The 16,686-nt window shown below is 41.1% G+C and carries 16 protein-coding genes and 1 pseudogene; 4 read left to right on the plus strand and 13 right to left on the minus strand.

The genetic code is table 11. The annotated features are described in order from the left end of the window. Positions 1-226 precede the first annotated feature (226 nt). From VJ09_RS05015 to VJ09_RS05030, 4 genes and pseudogenes are all read right to left on the minus strand, one after another. Positions 227-415, minus strand: a pseudogene (locus tag VJ09_RS05015) (hypothetical protein); the annotation flags it as partial. Between the two features lie 368 nt (positions 416-783). Continuing rightward, positions 784-1,743 carry an ABC transporter ATP-binding protein gene (locus VJ09_RS05020; protein ID WP_044640517.1) on the minus strand — a complete coding sequence of 320 codons (960 nt, stop codon included), beginning with the start codon at positions 1,741-1,743 and terminating at the stop codon, positions 784-786. Positions 1,744-1,752: 9 nt separating this feature from the next. Next, positions 1,753-2,532 (minus strand): ABC transporter permease, encoded by a 780-nt coding sequence (locus VJ09_RS05025; RefSeq protein ID WP_052807227.1) that lies wholly within the window; start codon positions 2,530-2,532, stop codon positions 1,753-1,755. Positions 2,533-2,536: 4 nt separating this feature from the next. Continuing rightward, on the minus strand, positions 2,537-3,250 hold the full coding sequence (locus tag VJ09_RS05030; protein WP_147635435.1) for an ABC transporter permease: 714 nt from the start codon (positions 3,248-3,250) through the stop codon (positions 2,537-2,539). Between the two features lie 240 nt (positions 3,251-3,490). Here VJ09_RS05030 and VJ09_RS05035 point away from each other — a divergent pair, with 240 nt between their 5' ends. After that, positions 3,491-4,126 carry an NAD(P)-dependent oxidoreductase gene (locus tag VJ09_RS05035; protein WP_044640519.1) on the plus strand — a complete coding sequence of 212 codons (636 nt, stop codon included), beginning with the start codon at positions 3,491-3,493 and terminating at the stop codon, positions 4,124-4,126. 96 nt (positions 4,127-4,222) lie between these two features. Here the strand turns inward: VJ09_RS05035 and VJ09_RS05040 are convergent, their stop codons facing one another. The 8 genes from VJ09_RS05040 to VJ09_RS05075 all read right to left on the minus strand — a co-directional run bounded on the left by VJ09_RS05040 (position 4,223) and on the right by VJ09_RS05075 (position 12,139). Continuing rightward, a complete protein-coding gene (locus VJ09_RS05040; RefSeq protein ID WP_044640520.1) occupies positions 4,223-5,512 on the minus strand; it encodes an MFS transporter in 1,290 nt (429 codons plus the stop codon). 57 nt (positions 5,513-5,569) lie between these two features. Beyond that, entirely contained in the window at positions 5,570-6,685 is a 1,116-nt protein-coding gene (locus VJ09_RS05045) for a KamA family radical SAM protein (protein ID WP_230199095.1), read from the minus strand. 195 nt (positions 6,686-6,880) lie between these two features. After that, positions 6,881-7,303 carry a VOC family protein gene (locus tag VJ09_RS05050; protein WP_044640521.1) on the minus strand — a complete coding sequence of 141 codons (423 nt, stop codon included), beginning with the start codon at positions 7,301-7,303 and terminating at the stop codon, positions 6,881-6,883. 350 nt (positions 7,304-7,653) lie between these two features. After that, entirely contained in the window at positions 7,654-8,409 is a 756-nt protein-coding gene (locus VJ09_RS05055; protein ID WP_044640522.1) for a YebC/PmpR family DNA-binding transcriptional regulator, read from the minus strand. Positions 8,410-8,692: 283 nt separating this feature from the next. Continuing rightward, positions 8,693-9,547 (minus strand): NAD+ synthase, encoded by an 855-nt coding sequence (locus tag VJ09_RS05060; protein ID WP_230199096.1) that lies wholly within the window; start codon positions 9,545-9,547, stop codon positions 8,693-8,695. Then, positions 9,544-10,395 carry a nitrilase-related carbon-nitrogen hydrolase gene (locus VJ09_RS05065; protein ID WP_044640523.1) on the minus strand — a complete coding sequence of 284 codons (852 nt, stop codon included), beginning with the start codon at positions 10,393-10,395 and terminating at the stop codon, positions 9,544-9,546. The genes VJ09_RS05060 and VJ09_RS05065 overlap by 4 nt, the downstream gene beginning before the upstream one ends. Positions 10,396-10,489: 94 nt before the next feature. Continuing rightward, positions 10,490-11,443, minus strand: a complete 954-nt coding sequence (locus VJ09_RS05070; RefSeq protein ID WP_044640524.1) for a phosphotransferase — start codon at positions 11,441-11,443, stop codon at positions 10,490-10,492. Positions 11,444-11,494: 51 nt separating this feature from the next. Then, positions 11,495-12,139, minus strand: a complete 645-nt coding sequence (locus tag VJ09_RS05075; RefSeq protein WP_044640525.1) for a LysM peptidoglycan-binding domain-containing protein — start codon at positions 12,137-12,139, stop codon at positions 11,495-11,497. A 138-nt stretch (positions 12,140-12,277) separates the two neighbouring features. Between VJ09_RS05075 and VJ09_RS05080 the strand changes: the two genes are divergently transcribed. From VJ09_RS05080 to VJ09_RS05090, 3 genes are read left to right on the plus strand one after another with little or no spacing between them, the layout of a single operon-like run. Continuing rightward, the gene (locus tag VJ09_RS05080) at positions 12,278-13,084 is read left to right on the plus strand and encodes a GDSL-type esterase/lipase family protein (protein ID WP_044640526.1); all 807 of its coding nucleotides are present in this window, start codon (positions 12,278-12,280) and stop codon (positions 13,082-13,084) included. Then, positions 13,081-14,007, plus strand: a complete 927-nt coding sequence (locus tag VJ09_RS05085) for an ABC transporter ATP-binding protein (protein ID WP_044640527.1) — start codon at positions 13,081-13,083, stop codon at positions 14,005-14,007. The genes VJ09_RS05080 and VJ09_RS05085 overlap by 4 nt, the downstream gene beginning before the upstream one ends. Then, on the plus strand, positions 14,000-14,983 hold the full coding sequence (locus VJ09_RS05090; protein ID WP_082050413.1) for an ABC transporter permease: 984 nt from the start codon (positions 14,000-14,002) through the stop codon (positions 14,981-14,983). Before VJ09_RS05085 ends, VJ09_RS05090 begins: the two co-directional genes overlap by 8 nt. 287 nt (positions 14,984-15,270) lie before the next feature. Here the strand turns inward: VJ09_RS05090 and pdxR are convergent, their stop codons facing one another. Beyond that, on the minus strand, positions 15,271-16,674 hold the full coding sequence (gene pdxR / locus VJ09_RS05095; protein WP_044640528.1) for a MocR-like pyridoxine biosynthesis transcription factor PdxR: 1,404 nt from the start codon (positions 16,672-16,674) through the stop codon (positions 15,271-15,273). Positions 16,675-16,686: the final 12 nt, after the last annotated feature.

A 16,686-nucleotide genomic window follows, 5' to 3' on the forward strand; every position in this document is an offset into this window, starting at 1 on the left:
CTGAAGAAATAACTTCTTACAACCATATGTACTGAACTCAATATTGTGGGGAAAAACACCTCCTGAATCGTATCAATGATTCGGAGGTGTTACTTTTATGGGGAAATTTTAGGTTTACTATCCTACTAAACTAAAATACCATGTGGTTCAAATGAAAGAAGAAGGATTTACAAATCATAAAATTATGGTGACTATTAGAATTATAGAAATGATCCAAAATTCTTGTTTAGAATCTTTCATTCACTTCCCATGACTCAACAATCCGGTGAGCTGCATGCGGATCATAACCTATGCCAATCAAATAAGTAATCGCAGCCACCTCACGCATTGCATGCTCTACTGAGGTTCTTTGGGCTTCACTTAGTCCATATTGAACCCATGGTTCAACTTTGTGTAGAGTTTTCTTTTTTGACGGGTACAATTTACCACTCATTTCATCATCATAATAAGAAGACTCTGGATTCCAACGTCTCCTTCTACGATATCGCCATCGCGACACATCCATTTTTCATCTCTCCCTTTTCTAATATAGAACATGTATTTTAGAATATGTAAACATCCAACCGATTGATTTAGGCGATTTAATCATTTAATCCACGAGAGTAACTGTTATATAATTTCACGTTTTATATTAATCACTAAAAGGTGTTGGAATAACACACAAAATCCCCTATTGAATAATTTTCTACTTAAATAATTCCATAAAAAAGCTTGTCGACCTGTTAAGATAACAGAAAATATCGACAAGTTGAGAGTCCCTTTTCTTTATAAAGGGGGATCTTTTTACCTAGCATCTGCAAATACAGTCCCAATCACCGACTCTAGATTAGGCTCCTTCATGCGCATATCGAGGATCTCTCCCCATTCCTCTATTTGATCTAGGAGTTGCCGAACCGAAGTCTGGGATCGATCGAAGTGGGCGATCACTTCTTTTCCGGTGAAAGTAAATCCATCCGGGATTTGATTGGGCAAAATCGCTGGAGCTTCGCGAAAAGTTACCACGAGCTGACTAGGTAAACCCATTGTCTGTAAAAGGGCTTCTCGTTTTCCATCAAATAATATCTTCCCATGACTCAGCACGATTACCCTAGGACAGAGAAACTCAATATCGTCTAGATCATGTGTCGTTAATAGTATCGTTTTTCCTTGTTGGTGAAGCTCTCTTAGCAACTGACGCAATTCTTGTTTTACCCAGATATCCAGTCCGATTGTCGGCTCATCTAAAATTAACAATTCTGGATCATGGATCAAGGCTGCTGCTAGATCGGCACGCATCCTTTGTCCTAGGGAAAGCTTACGAACAGGTGAATCTAACAGACTACCAATTCCCAGTAAAGCATCTGCTTTTTCCAAAAAGACTTGATAGGCATTGGGGGTTACTTGATACATCTCCTGTAAAATCTCATATGATTCACGTAAAGGTAACTCCCACCATAGCTGTGTCTTCTGTCCAAATACCACTCCAATCTGATAAGCCAGTTTTTTACGCTCTTTTTGCGGATTGAGTCCTGCTACCCGAAGCTCTCCGCTAGTTGGATGCAAAATCCCGCAAAGCATCTTGATGGTTGTCGATTTCCCAGCTCCATTTGGACCTATGTACCCTACTGCTTCTCCTTTGTTCACCTGAAAACTGATGTGATCCACTGCGATCTTCTCTTCTGGTGATCGCCGCCACCCATTGAACCAGCTAGTTCGTTTCGTAGCAATAGGATATGTTTTTCGCAAATTTTGTACCTGAATCATCTACTCCTCCTAACTGCCTGTACTACTATAGCGGGCAAGTCCTTTTTTCCAAAAGCCAATCGCAATGCCAGCGAAAAAAATCGCAATACAAGGGGTTACCCATAACCAAACAGAAGCACTACTCTTGTTAAGAAGAAACGAGAGTGGAAAATAATTTAACCATCCAATGGGCAACAGAGTAAGAAAGATACCTTGTAACCAATCCGGATAAATATGTTGTGGATACAGAGCGCCAGTGCTGGGCGCATAAACCAAAAAGGGCTGAAGCTCCTTATTTCGACCAGTCCAAAAGGTAATAGTCGCACTAGTCAATTCAATAAAAAACATGATAAGCAGACTATTAATGGTTAGAATTGGTAAATAGAGAAAAAGAGGAACCAACGACACTGACGACAATCCACTTAATCCAAAGCCAAGTACAAGTAATGCTTGGAGAATCCCACCCATCTTGGACCAAGCAATCTGTTTTACCATGAGGAGAAACAATGGAGAGACTGGACGGATTAGATACGAATCCAATCCTCCCGAGAGAAGTATGCGATCAAAATAGTGCAATTCAGAGAAAATCATTCGCGACAGAGCAATCGTGCCCGAGGAAATCCCATATAGTACAGCCACTTCGTAAATATTCCACCCTCCGATCTCTCGAAATCGGATCAAAATCAGGAACAATACTGCAAATTCTAAGAACATGAGGAACATTTGGGAGAACATTCGTAGTATTAGTTGGGCTTTAGCAAGACGTAGATGGTAAAAAGAAGCCCGAAACAGACGTAGAGCTAGTCGCAAACCTCTAGCCTCCTTTTGCGATTCGAAGTCTAGCTTGATGGGTGAGCCAAATGTTACAAAACGTAAAAAAGACTCCCCAAGAAAGGGAAAAACCTAATTCGAACCCTTGAAAACGTCCCAGAAAAAATTGAATTGGATCATTGATGATACAAGCAAACGGAAGTGATCGAGCAATCATCTGCAACCATGCTGGAAAAATATCGATAGGAATCATCTGGCCACCAAAAAAAAGTAACAAAGACATATACAAAGTAAACAACCATCTCACATCTTCTAGCCAACAAGTAATGATTCCAATGGTGTAACACATTTGGATTGCCAACCAGATTGCAAGGATTAACGAGACAGTAAAGAGCAGAAAATGGGATAATTCGGGAAGTTTGGGCAGTTGCAGTACGAGGACAAATACAATAAGAACTGGTATAGTTCGAAATAAAACACGATATACAATCTTACCAAATTCGACGCAAACCTGTGTCCCAAGAAAAGAAGTAGGTCGCATCAACTCCATCTCGATCATTCCAGATTGAAATTTCTCTTCCAAATCTAAATCTGGGGTTAAAAATACTGTCATTTGAAGCACCAATTGACTGATGACAATATACTGGATAAAATCTTCCATCTGATACCCAGCTGGTAGCACCTTCCCTACCAGAACCGATTCCCAAATAGCGATATAGATAAAACCAAATAGTGCAGAACCTAAAGAAGTAATCAAGTGTGACCAACGGGATCGATATAAAAGAAAAAAGCTTTTTTGGGTCACTTTCCAATAATAGATCGACTAGCCCTCCCTTCTATAGAGAAAATATTCTATCTTATTTCGGATATTTTGGCTAATACTTGCCTTAAAAAATACTGAATTGAATGTGTAACATAATAGAAGGAAAATATTAATAAAAGTTAGATACACTTCGTACATATTGTAATAGAGAAGACATCAAAAGGAGATTTATAGATGACTCAACACAGCAAAATAGCACTTATTGGTGGGAATGGGAAGGCAGGACGCTATATTACAGAAAAAGCCTTACAAGACGGATACCATGTACGAATGCTCGTTCGGAATCCCGATCGATACACCATTTCAGATGAGAGAATCGAGAAGGTGAAGGGCGATGCTCAAGATTTGGCATCCATTCGATCTTTACTCGAAGGTTGCCATACAGTAGTCAATGTGGTAGGGCAACCTAAAAAAGGTCAGTCTATTTTTAGTACGGTAACAAGCCATATCCTTTCGGTAATGAAAGAGACAGAAACAAATCGTTATATAGCAGTAACAGGAGGGTCAGTAGACGCTCCAGGAGACAAGAAGAATATTATCAACAAAATCGGAGCCAAAATGTTCCATTTGTTCTTTCCAGATATGATGATCGAGAAGCAGAAAGAACTCAAGATCTTACTTCAAAGCGAAGCGAATTGGACTTTGGTACGATTACCATTTGTATTGGAAGGTCCTGCTACAGGTAAAATACGAGAAAGCTTGACCGATATGCCAGGTATGACCATCCGTAATACGGACATTGCTGAATTTCTTATTGACCAAATTAAAGATACCCGATATATCCGAAAAACCCCCTTTATTGCAAATTGACTTAGCAAACAACTTCATTCAAAACGAATGGTAGAAGTTAGCAAATCAGATAACTTCTACCACACTTATTCACTCTCTCTTCCCTTCCTTTTGAAACTATCTTTTGTTCGTTCCTTTTCCTTCTATCGTTTCCTTCAAAGAACGAATCGCCAAATAGTGCTTTCTTCCAAAAAAAGATCGAAAATACCAACAGGCTAGTAACATAGGAGTTCCATGTAACAAAAGCACTACCATAAAAGGGGTAAAGAACGCAAACAACGCAGAACAGAGTAACATTCCACCACTAAATCCAACTTGATGTAACGTAGAGGCAAGCCCAAACAATTTTCCGCGTATGTGGTCTGGCTCACTTTGTAACCGTAATTGAAAACAAACAGTGGAGACCCCATCCGAAACGCCTGCCAACAGAGCGGCTAAGATGAGGAGCGGCATGATCGGCTGTGCAAATACAAGAATAAAAAAGAATGACATTCCAAATGTTGAAATGACAAAGATACGTTCTAACTTCCTATCTTGATATTTTCGAAGATATCTAGCGATCCCTTGAGAGCCTATTAGATTTCCTATTGCCCAGATTCCCCAAATCCATCCCACATACCACCCAGGTCTAGTTGGATCTAGCACTTGGGAGTAGATCGGCATCCCAACATTGTGTGAAGCGGAGCCAAATGAATCAGCGAAACGGAGCATTAACATTCCAAAAAGAATAGGTAAGCTCCAAATAGTACGCAAAAGATCTCTCATTTCTTGATAAAATGTATGCTCAGAAGATAACGAATCGGAAGATTGGGAGAAGTCTTCTCTAGTACGGATAGGGAGAAAAAAGAGGACAGTAGCTGACAAAAGATAGGTACCAGCATCAATGAGAAAGAATAACTCATAACCAAAGAGTCCTATTCCCACACCTGCTCCAATCGTACCTACTACCATCGCAATCGACTGCCATGTAGTAAGCCAAACATTAGCTCGGATAATTTGGGCTTTCCCTACCATAATGGGAATACTGGCTTGCAACGAGACGGAAAACATTTGGTTACATATTCCCAGTAAAAATGAGGCTAGATACAGAAGTGGTATCTTCCAAGTCATTGGACTGATGACCAACAAAATTAACACGATCCCACGAACGAGATCCGCGATCATCATCAATTTTTTCCGGTCCATGCGATCTGCTAAATAACCGATATAGGATCCAAATAAAAATCCCCCTACAACCCGGATTACCATAAAAAGGCCCATCTGAAGCTCACTATTAGTGAGTATCAGAGCATATAAATTGATGGCAACCATATCGAGCGCACTTCCTAGGTCTGAGAATGTCTTACTCGCTACTAAAATATGGAGATGTCGACGAGAAGAACGGTCATCTGCTTCACTCAAACCCACCCGAATTTCCTCCCTATGGAAAAAAGCCGCTAACAATTAGCGACCTTTTTCCTCTATTTAATCTTCCTCCCCATCTAAATAATGAGAAACAATATATCCATTCTCATCGGTTTCATGAAGTTCAGGAAGAGAATTACTATCGGAAAATGCCAGGAAATCTTCTGCACGATACGGTGTCACTGCTCGTATGTACCGTTTTCCATCGAGCATTTGGTAAGTGAGTTTCGCATCCGGACCTAATCGATGTTTCCCAGCAGGTGTGACATAGACATAGTGTGGAGCATAACTACCTGAGCGAGCCGACAGCTCTCGGATGATATCGATCCCTTTCTGTACCGTAGTTCGGAAATGTTTTGCTCCTACTACTGGCATACAGTGTAAAAAATAATAGGGCACGATCCCTGTACACAAAAAGGCTTCCATCAGTTCACGGATAGCAGTTACCGAATCATTGATTCCTTTTAACAGCACTGTTTGACCTCGCACCGCCACGCCCCGCTGAATTAATTTTTGATAGGCACCTACCACAGCTGGTGTTAGCTCATCGATATGATTGATCGACAAACCTACACTGATATTGCGTGAGTTTCGTGGATTTTGATAATCAATTTGCTGGTAACTCGCTAACAAATCAGCTAATTCATCTGTTACCATCTCTGGAGAGAACAGGATATTGCGGGTTCCTACGCGGATATTGCGGATATGGTCAATCTCGGAAACCTGATCTAACACCTTTTGAAGTAGCTCGATGTCTAGAAACGGGTCGCCACCTGTGATGAGTGCTGTCTTGATTCGAGAGTCATGGCGAATAAATTCAACAGCCCGCTTGATATCAGAGTCGGACATGCGTTTTGCCTCACCGGCTAGCGTACGAGACTTTTTAAAACAATAGCGACAATAAGCAGCACACTCAAAATAGGGAGTGATCACCGCCCGATCTTCATAAATCCTCTCTAGACCGTAGATCCCATGATTATTCTTGCCCTCTTCAAATGGTTTAGTTGTTCCAAACGGTTCTGCCTCTAGATGACTGGGAGCAAACTGTTTCATCACTACTTCGGACTCTTTTGCCAACTTGGCGAGACTTGGACTCATCTTCGAGTGATACTGTTTCATCACATCTCGTAGCAACTCTCGCTCCCCTTGCACCATGTTTTTTCCCAATCGATCCACACCTCTCTCCAATTTTTCCAAGTATTTGAAAAATATTATACTGCTTTAATGCGGTAATTAGAAGAAAATCTGTAAATAAAAAAGACCTGAGCGTTTTTAAGCTCAAGTCCTTTTCTACACTTATTTTGTTTACCAATCTACTTTGCGATAATCTTTTTATTTTGTCGGTCCTAAAACAAAAAAATTCTATCCATTTTATTCCTCGATCCCCCATTGTGGATTCCAGACTACCTCCCACAAATGGCCATCTGGATCTTGGAAGTAGCCAGAATACCCACCCCAAAAGGTATCGTGTGCTGGAGTTGTGATGATAGCCCCTGCTTTTTTTACCTGTTGCAATACCTCATCCACTTCTGCTTTACTCCCAACATTATGACCAATGGTAAATTCAGTAGGACTTGATGGGGTCTGAGGAATCTTTGTATCATAAGCAATACTTTTTCGATTCCAAATGGCAAGCCTTAGACCTGATTGTAAATCAAAAAAAGCAACGGCCCCATGCTCAAACTCTTTGCCAATTATGCCTTCTGTTGAAAATCCTAAGCCATCACGATAAAATTCCAACGATCTTTCCAAATCATCTACACCTAATGTAAGGACTGTGATTCGTGGTTTCATAACAGATAACCTCCGATCTAAACTAAAGCGACTTGTCGTATCCATACAAGTAGTCATACAAAACGAGCTTTTGATGCATAGTCTTTCTATTATCTCAAATAGATAAAACCAACTGCAAAGGCAACTGCTGTCTGGGTAGCAGAACCAAATCTGCTCTAGAATTAACCAAGGAATGGTGAAGCTAATGAAAGATGTTCCAAGTTGAGAAATAGTTCACCCGAGGAAAAGAAGTCGAAAATCATTGTTTTTCCAGATAGAAAGAGCGATAGTCTCATCCTCCTATTTCTCTTTTTTCAGTTGAAATCATTACAACAAAAAAGCCCAACCTGATTAGATTGAGCTTTTTCCTGTTATTCCATCACTTTCGCAATCTCTTCTTCTGTCGCATCAAAATTGGTATACACATTTTGTACATCATCATGATCTTCGAGTGCATCAATCAAGTTAAAAATCGCTTGTAACTGCTCTCCTTCGATCATAATTTTCGTCTCTGGTACAAGCGTTACCTCTGCCTCTGCAAAAGTATAACCTTTTGCCTCTAGTCCTTCTCGTAACTCCTCAAATTCCTCTGGTGAAGAGGTGATCTCGATTCCTTTTTCTGTCGATTCTACATCTTCTGCGCCCATCTCTAGGGCTTCTAGTAAAAGTTCCTCTTCTGCTTCATCCGATAGCACTGAATCTATTAAGAGATAACCTTTTCGTTCAAATAAGTATGAGACGCAGCCGTTTTCCCCAAGATTCCCTCCACGTTTGGAAAAGATATGGCGCACATCGGCAGCACTACGATTACGATTGTCGGTGAGACATTCCACCATTACGGCAATCCCACCTGGTCCATATCCTTCGTAGGTAATTGATTCAAATTGATCATCTGCACCACTACCAGCAGCTTTTTTGATCGCACGGTCGATGTTATCATTTGGCATATTGTTTTGTTTTGCTTTGGAGATCGCCAGGCGCAAGCGCTGATTATTGGCGGGATCTGGGTCACCTGCTTTTGCCGCCACATAAATCTCTTTGGCTAACTTAGCAAACATCTTCCCTTTGATCGCATCTTGTCTGCCTTTGCGATGCTGAATATTTTTCCATTTGGAATGACCTGCCATTTGGTTTCACCTCTAAAAAAGTCTATATCTTAATTTAGCTTGTAGCATAAATCTAAGTTAGACATAGGCGCGCCGCCGGCTTTCCCGCTTCTGCTTGTCCTGCCTGTCCTGAGGGATCTGCTCCGGCTCCCTACCGCTCATAGTCGCATCTCAAAAGGGGAAAACCTCTGGCTTTAGGCTCATTATGCGACATGCTCTTAATTAATATAAATTTTTGTAGTGGTACAAAAGCATTTCAGGCTAAAAATCCGCTCCTAATCTTTAAAAATCGACACTACTGACTCTACAATCCCCAATCACGCGGATATCGGAAATCGACCCCAACCGTCCGATTGCTTATCTTTAAGATGACAGGCATCGTCCGCTTATACTGATTGCGTACAATCCGTTTGTGAACACCTTGCACAAACTCACGAGGAAAACCTTCTCGTACGAGCTGATCTTCTCTCATTTGTAGGTCAATCATGTGATAAAGTAAACGATCTACATCAAAGTAAGAGAATCCCAACTCTCCCTCATCTGTCTGGTCTTCCCACAAATCTGCACTCGGTGGTTTGTCGATGATAGAATTGGGCACGCCAAGATAAGCAGACAACTGACGTACTTGTGTCTTGTATAGATCACCAATGGGATTGACCGCAGAAGCTGCATCTCCAAATTGCGTTCCATATCCGAGAAATAACTCTGTACGATTACTCGTTCCGATTACAAGAGCATTATTCTTAGCAGATAAATCATACAGGATTGTCATGCGCTCCCGTGCCATTTTGTTCCCACGGCGTAGCGGTGTCGCTTCTGGATCAGTCTCAAAATAAGCATCGATCTGCGGCGTGATGTCTATCGTAAGGCTACGCACACCTGTGTCTTCAATCGCTTCCTCCGCATCTGCTAAACTAGATGCGCTACTCAATTTATATGGCATTCGAACAGCCAATACGTTTTCCGGTCCAAAAGCTCGAACAGCTAGGTACAAGGAGAGGGCAGAGTCGATCCCACCAGAAAGCCCTAGGACTACATTTTGGAAACCAGCTTTTTGTACCTCTTCTCGTAATGACTTAGTCAGAATCTGTGAAGATAACTCTTCATTCAAAGCGAGATAAGGAGCCTGTTGTAGTTGCTCTTCCCAAAATTTCATCATGCATTCCCTCCTGTCCGCTGACGAATGATCCGTTTTAATTCGCGTACAGTCAGATCCAGATTTTCGTCACGCAGTAGTGGCATCTGGTAACGTGCTCGACGAATTTGATCAAGATCTACATCTATAATATGTAACGCCTCTTCAAACATGGGAGCAGCTGGAGCAATTTCTCCAAAGGGATCCGCTACAGTCGAGCCACCAGAGAAGATCAATCCATCCTCTACCCCAACCCGTTGAGAGAAACAAGTTACCATCCCATAAAATTGTGACTGACTCTCAATAATGGCATGCCACGATTCTTGGTTTCCAAGACCTGTTGCATGAACTCCACGGCTTGGCGAGTTGACTAGACCCAAGAGAATCTGTGCTCCATCTTGTGCCAGCAAGTACGTTGTGGAAGGGTGCCACATATCTTCACAGATGAGCATTCCTACTTGTCCAAATCTAGTGGAAAAGGAACGAATCGTATCTCCTTGTCCAAAATAACGTGCCTCATCAAACATTCCATAGGTAGGTAAATAAATTTTGCGATGGACATGCTGAACTTGTCCTTCGGCAGCATAGAGAGCAGAGTTAAAGATTCGATGATCTGCTCCACTCTCTACAAAGCCAAATGCGATGTCGATTCCTTCTGCCAGCCGGACTAGTTGTTGAATCTCTTCTGATTCTACGTTTCGTGCCACATCATATGTAATATCAAGTAAATGGTATCCGGTTAAACTAAGCTCCGGAAAAACGAGAAGATCCACATTTTCCGCTTTTGCGCGTTGGATCATCTCTTGGTGCATTGCTATGTTCTCATTTAATTTCCCTAACATTGGACGAACTTGAGCTAAACCTACTCTCATTAGAAAGCCTCCTAAGGCAGGGTTCTTTGTAAACAACATGGTATTAGAGGAGTATTACCTATTAATCTGCACTCATCTTACCATAACAAATTGTCTAAACAAAGATTTCCCCTGCCCGTTGCAGCCATTGATAGCGATGTTCGGCAATGCTTTTAATATAAGGAAAAGAAGTTTCATAAAGATAACCTGGTTTTCCTTTGGCAAGTCCAATCGATTCACGGTAAAATTCATTAGGAAAGTAAAATAAATTCCTTAATATCTCTTTTTCTAAACCAGTGAGTGGTGAGATCTTTTGATAAGCTCGCACTGTTTTTTCGACAAATTCATCTTGCCAATGGTTCGTCGTTAGCGCACGAGAGCTTAGCTGCCAAACATCCCCAATTTGAGCATCATAGTTAGCTGTTTCGAAATCAATTAGCCAAATTTGTCCTTGCTGATCTCGCATCCAATTGTGACTTGCTAGATCACGGTGACAAAGATAGTGCTTTGCTCGCTGTTTTCTCGCTAATTTACTGAGCGGCAATTGACGCAGGCGATTCCATGCTTGCCATCCAATATGGTAAAACTCTGGCCCTACACTCACTAGGAGTTGTCCAAGCTCTCCCGGAATGGTAGGTGCTTTTTGGAGGAGTCGGTAAAACTGTTGAATCCGTTCATATAGGCGATCAACCAACAAATAAGCAGACTCTCGAATTGGTGGAATCATTAGTTCTCTTCCCGCTTGATGAAAGACCGCAAGACTCTGCATTGCTTCTACCACATCAGGTAGCGAAGCATAGGAACAAGTCTTCCCGGGAAGAAATGGGGTCAGTACCCACTCTTTCCCCACTGGATGAGGGCGCAACATCTGTTGAAATCCATTTATTCGTAGTTGTCGATCTACTCGAAGCCACCATTTAGTATGTTCCAGATCCGTGATCTTTTTCGCAATCCAATCACCGGAGTCGGTAGATACCAAGAAATTCCGACGATATGGGCTTATCTTTTTCACTTCTAGCTGGAGGCTTTTTTCCATCAATTCTGGATCAGGTTGTAACAATTCCTGCATGTCCTACTGCCCCCCCTTTCTGGCATTAAGTTATTATAAAAGTTAGGATCTCTAAAATTCCGCAGAGAGATCTGCTCTCCTAAAAACCTCTGTTGGAAAATCCACCGGAGTCGAATAAGTCATAGGTGGTTGGAAAGATTGAAATTCAGGGTAATAGGAGACTTGTGAATCTTCCGAGCAATTACAAGGTTCTGCTGGTGGAAAAAAAGCGCTTTGTGCCCAATAATCAGGATCAAATGAATAAGCTGATGGATAGGCGAAGTTTGCAGGATAATAGGGAACAAAAGGATATGCAGATAGTCCCTCTTCTGAGGAAGAAGACGAAGACTCAACTTGGTAAGATTCTATTTCATAATCGGTACTCTCTTCTTGCCAATCATCCTCTTCTTCCCTGCCCTCTGTCTCAAAGTCGCCTTCTACCCACTCCGTTAAGTCTAACTCTAACGGAAATACATAAGTTGGCAAGATTTCGATCGATTCGTTCGTTATTTCTTCTGTTGGTTTTGATTCTGTCTCATCATGAGTTTTTTTCTCCACTACTACTCGACCTGTAGGAATTCGCACCTTACTACCTGGTGTCAGATCTGCTGGATCTTCTAAATGGGGATTTGCATGTAAGATTTTCTCTTCGGATAATTGATACCGAATAGCCAAATCTGATAATGTGTCGCCAAAACGCGCAATATGGATTCGCATACATAGCCACCTCTTCTATATGTAGTACCGTGCTAGGTTACTTCCCCTAGTGTGAGCCTACAAACGTTTGCTAAGTATGTTTATGCGCTACTACTCGTTTATTTGCTACCAGATGAAAAAGAAAGGAAGAGTTTTGGCATGAAATTAAGCCGCACCTTATGGAATCTTGTCCAAATCCTCTCGATTGTATCATTCCTTTTACTAGTAGGAGGATTTGCCTACGCTGTTAAAGATATCTTACAACCTGTAGGAAACTTATCCGTCCCAACCCAATCAGTGAAAAATCAGACTCCCTCCACAACACAAGGAGGATTACTTCTTTCCTTCGGTGACTCTCTTACTCGAGGCATCGGAGACCCTAAAGGGGAGGGATATATTGGGATTACCCATTCCAAATTACAAGAAAAAAGCCCCACACCCTTAACTCTTATCAACTTAGCAGTAAGTGGAGCGATCTCAAGTGAGTTACTAGCTCAGCTGGATCAACCCCAAGTCCAAAATTTCCTCCAAGAAGCCAAATGGATCTCCTTCACCATTGGTGGAAATGATCTATTCCGTAGTAGCAATCGCTTAGAACAAGTGGACGAAGCTACATCTGACGAAGCCCGAAAACAATATAGTCAAAATCTCAAGTCTATCTTGACCAAAATGCGAGAACAAAACAAGACTGCTCCTATTTTTTTATTTGGCCTCTACAATCCATTCGGCGATTTAGAAGATGAAAAACGTACCTCTACTATGGTAGCAGAATGGAACGAGGAGATGCTGAAAGTTTCGTCTCAATTTGACAACGTTGTAGTGATTCCTACTTTCGACCTCTTCCAACTCGATCCAAATCGCTATCTCTACACCGATCATTTCCATCCAAATGAAAAAGGATATGAGCGAATGGCAAGCCGACTCTTACAAGTAATCGAAGATTTACGAGAGGAGCCAAAAAAATGAGCCAAAATCATCCCGTACTATCCGTAAATGGACTTTTCAAAAAGATCGGGGACCGTGAGATTGTTCGAAACATTACACTCGATGTTCAACCTGGTGAGATCTATGGATTTCTTGGGCCAAATGGTGCTGGAAAAACGACCACGATCCGAATGCTGGTAGGGCTCATCCGTCCCACAGCTGGTTCCATTCAAATCGGTGGATTTGATTTACATCAAAACTTCTTGGAAGCCATCAGCCAAGTAGGCTGCATTGTGGAAAATCCGGAGCTGTATCCGTTTCTTTCAGGTCGCGAAAATCTAGAACACTTTGCCAGAATGGACAAGCGTATCCCACCAGAACGCATCGATTCAGTTGTAGAACAAGTAGAACTAACTGGTCGAATCGATGATCTAGTCAAAACTTACTCCCTTGGTATGCGACAACGGTTAGGGATCGCCCAAGCACTTCTTGGGAACCCCAAACTTCTCATTTTGGATGAACCCACCAATGGTTTGGACCCAGCAGGAATTCGTGAACTACGTGCCTTTATCCGTAAACTAGCGAAAGAAGATGGAATTAGCGTCTTTATCTCTAGCCATATCTTGCACGAAGTTCAATTGATGTGTGATCGAGTTGCAATTATTCATGAAGGTGCAGTTGTACAGACTGGTAGCCTTGATCAATTAATTACCGATCAAATACGAGTAGAATGGCGAGTTACTCCAAAAGAAAAAGCTGCCTCGATCTTAAAAGAACTGTCTTATGTAGAGAACTTAGAAATTACTGCAGATGACCAACTCTCTTGCCATATGCCGCAAGAACAAATCCACTCTACTAATCTAGCACTTTTGGAGTCTGGTGTAGTAGTCACAGGAATTCGTCCTTATCAGCCTACATTGGAAGATGTCTTCCTTTCTATGACAGGAGGGTCGCAACTTGTTTAACCTCATCTATAACGAAATGCTCAAGATGATTCGAAAAAAAAGATTCTGGACAGTGCTCCTTATTTTAGTTGTTCTGATCCCAATTTTCACATATGGTCAATATCGAAACGCAGAAACCGCAATTAAACAAATTGGTACCTCTGATTGGCGTGCCGTCCTTCAACAGCAAATTATTGATTCTCAGAATCGCCTTACTTCTAGTAGAATACCAGAAGAATGGAAACAATTTACCAAAGTTAATATTCAATTACAACAATATTATTTGGACCACAACATCAATCCGCAAGAACCAGGTGCTCCTACTTTTACTAGAGAATTTGTCGAGCAAGCAGTATCACTTTTCCTACCACTTCTCGTCGTTATTTTATCGGCTGATCTCGTCTCTTCTGAACAATCAAGTGGTACCATTAAGCTACTTTTGACTCGTCCTGTTCCTAGGTGGAAAATTCTTTCGAGTAAATATATCTCTCTACTATTTAGTATCTCACTCATGCTTTTGATGACCGCCATTCTTAGCTACCTAATCTCTGGCGTTATTTTCGGCTACAAAGGATGGACATTACCTGTCTTAACTGGATTTTCACAAGAAGGAGAACAGTTGATTACGAACAATATCCATATGATCCCACAATGGAAATTTGTGTTGATGCAATATGGGCTAGCTTGGTTCTCTTGTATCGTAGTTGGAACCCTCTCCTTTATGGTCTCTGTACTCGTTCGCAACACTGCCTCCAGTATGGGCGTCATGCTAGCAGCCATTATTGCTGGCACCCTGCTAACACAGCTGGCTCCTACTTGGCCACAACTAAAATATGTTGCCTTTCTCCATCTCGATCTGACAAACTTCTTATCTGGTGAGCCTACGATGATTGAGGGTATTACTCTGTTATTCTCTTTAGGAGTGCTTGCCACTTGGTCGATTGTTGCTCTCATCATCTCGTTTGTCACTTTTGAGCGACGTGATGTATTAGGGTGAAAAATAGAGACATAAAAAGAAGCTAGAGACAGTATCTAGCTTCTTTTTATCTATTAGAGGTTATTGCAAAATTATAGTTAGTCGATAGAATTGACACCGGTTGGTTGAAAACTTATGATCCAAATGTGAAAAAAACAGATAACGACGCTGTTGTTTATCTTGCCTGTCCTGAGGGCTTGTCCAGCAATCCCCAGGGTCTGCTTCCTTTCCTTTCCTCAAATGTTGCGTGACAAAAGGGAAAAAACTAGTCAAGAGGGTTATTTATGCAACATGCTCTATTTAAGAGATTATATGCAAGATATTGCTCTATGTAGTCTACTCACACCTTCTCTTATCTCTTCCTTTGTTAAATGTCCATAACCTAAAATAATTCGGTTATCATGCTTTCCTTTTTCGATGGTGTGGTCTTCCACAGGATATACTTTTACTCCAAGCCGTTGGATTTCCTCAAATGCTTCTTTTGTGAATGGAAACCGGTCAAATTCAACAATCAGGTGTAATCCTGTAGAATAACCGAAAATATTGATTTTATTTGAGAATATTGATTCTAGTTGATGGATAAGAAAGTCCCTTCGTTTTTTATAGATTTTCTTCATCTTCATAATATGCCGTTCCAAATAACCTTCGGCAATAAATTGAGCAAGGATAAGCTGATCTAAAGAAGGAGTATGTAGATCCGATAACCATTTTAGTCTACGACATTTTTCAAAAAGAGCTGGAGGAAGAATTAAATACCCCATTCTAAGGGCTGGTGATAAGATTTTACTAAACGATCCAATGTATAATACCCGCTCTGGCTCCAAGCCCTGTAATGAACTTACAGGCGGACCTTCATATCGAAACTCACTGTCATAATCATCTTCAACTAGATAACAGTCTAATTTTCTCGAGTAATTAATTAATTGAATCCGTCGTTGAATGGGTAACGTTCCACCTAAAGGAAACTGATGAGAAGGGGTAAGAAAGATGAACTTTGGATTTTTATTTAAGGGTAGCAAAGATGTATTTATCCCATTATTATCAACTGGTATAGGATACAGGGATGCTCCTGAAGATTTAAAAATTGTCTGAATATCATTCGTGATAGGGTCTTCCATTATCACTTCATCACCTGATGACAAAAGTAACTTGGATACAAGTGTTAATGCTTGAACTGCACCAGAAGTAATCACAATTTGTTCTGGATGACAAAAAACCCCTCTTGTTTTCAGTAAATAACGTGATAAAACCTCTCTTAATTCCAGACGCCCTTCTGGAATATCGTATCCAAACATAGAAGGAGATGTTTCATTCCATATGGTATGAGACAACTTTGCCCATGTCTTACGTGGAAATAAATCCAATGCTGGTATGCCTGAACGAAAATCGATGATAGTATCACATTTATTTTTATCTTCGCCCCAATTCAATGAATAAAGGGTAGTCGCCATTTTATTTTGTTCTAAATACGTTCCTTCAGCAACAAATGTCCCTGATCCTCTCCGCGAAACTAAAAAGCCTTCAGCCAGTAATTGATCATAAGCTTCTAATATTACATTTCTAGACACTTTCAACTCAGAAGATAGCTCCCGTGTTGATGGTAGCTTTTCTCCAAATTGTAGCTCTCCATTTAAAATTCGTTCCCGTATTTGTTGATAAACCTGTCGAATTAAAGATATATCCGATGACCGATCTATAGGTATCCAAAGCATATATATTTCCCT

The sequence above is a fragment of the Risungbinella massiliensis genome, assembly GCF_000942395.1.
Classification (GTDB): domain Bacteria; phylum Bacillota; class Bacilli; order Thermoactinomycetales; family Thermoactinomycetaceae; genus Risungbinella; species Risungbinella massiliensis.

Excerpts from the sequence above, each read along its gene's own strand:
- VJ09_RS05020 (WP_044640517.1), bottom strand. The coding sequence starts at position 1,743 with ATGATTCAGGTACAAAATTTGCGAAAAACATATCCTATTGCTACGAAA.
- VJ09_RS05035 (WP_044640519.1), top strand. The coding sequence starts at position 3,491 with ATGACTCAACACAGCAAAATAGCACTTATTGGTGGGAATGGGAAGGCA.
- VJ09_RS05050 (WP_044640521.1), bottom strand. The coding sequence starts at position 7,303 with ATGAAACCACGAATCACAGTCCTTACATTAGGTGTAGATGATTTGGAA.
- VJ09_RS05055 (WP_044640522.1), bottom strand. The coding sequence starts at position 8,409 with ATGGCAGGTCATTCCAAATGGAAAAATATTCAGCATCGCAAAGGCAGA.
- VJ09_RS05060 (WP_230199096.1), bottom strand. The coding sequence starts at position 9,547 with ATGATGAAATTTTGGGAAGAGCAACTACAACAGGCTCCTTATCTCGCT.
- VJ09_RS05065 (WP_044640523.1), bottom strand. The coding sequence starts at position 10,395 with ATGAGAGTAGGTTTAGCTCAAGTTCGTCCAATGTTAGGGAAATTAAAT.
- VJ09_RS05070 (WP_044640524.1), bottom strand. The coding sequence starts at position 11,443 with ATGCAGGAATTGTTACAACCTGATCCAGAATTGATGGAAAAAAGCCTC.
- VJ09_RS05075 (WP_044640525.1), bottom strand. The coding sequence starts at position 12,139 with ATGCGAATCCATATTGCGCGTTTTGGCGACACATTATCAGATTTGGCT.
- VJ09_RS05080 (WP_044640526.1), top strand. The coding sequence starts at position 12,278 with ATGAAATTAAGCCGCACCTTATGGAATCTTGTCCAAATCCTCTCGATT.
- VJ09_RS05085 (WP_044640527.1), top strand. The coding sequence starts at position 13,081 with ATGAGCCAAAATCATCCCGTACTATCCGTAAATGGACTTTTCAAAAAG.
- pdxR (WP_044640528.1), bottom strand. The coding sequence starts at position 16,674 with ATGCTTTGGATACCTATAGATCGGTCATCGGATATATCTTTAATTCGA.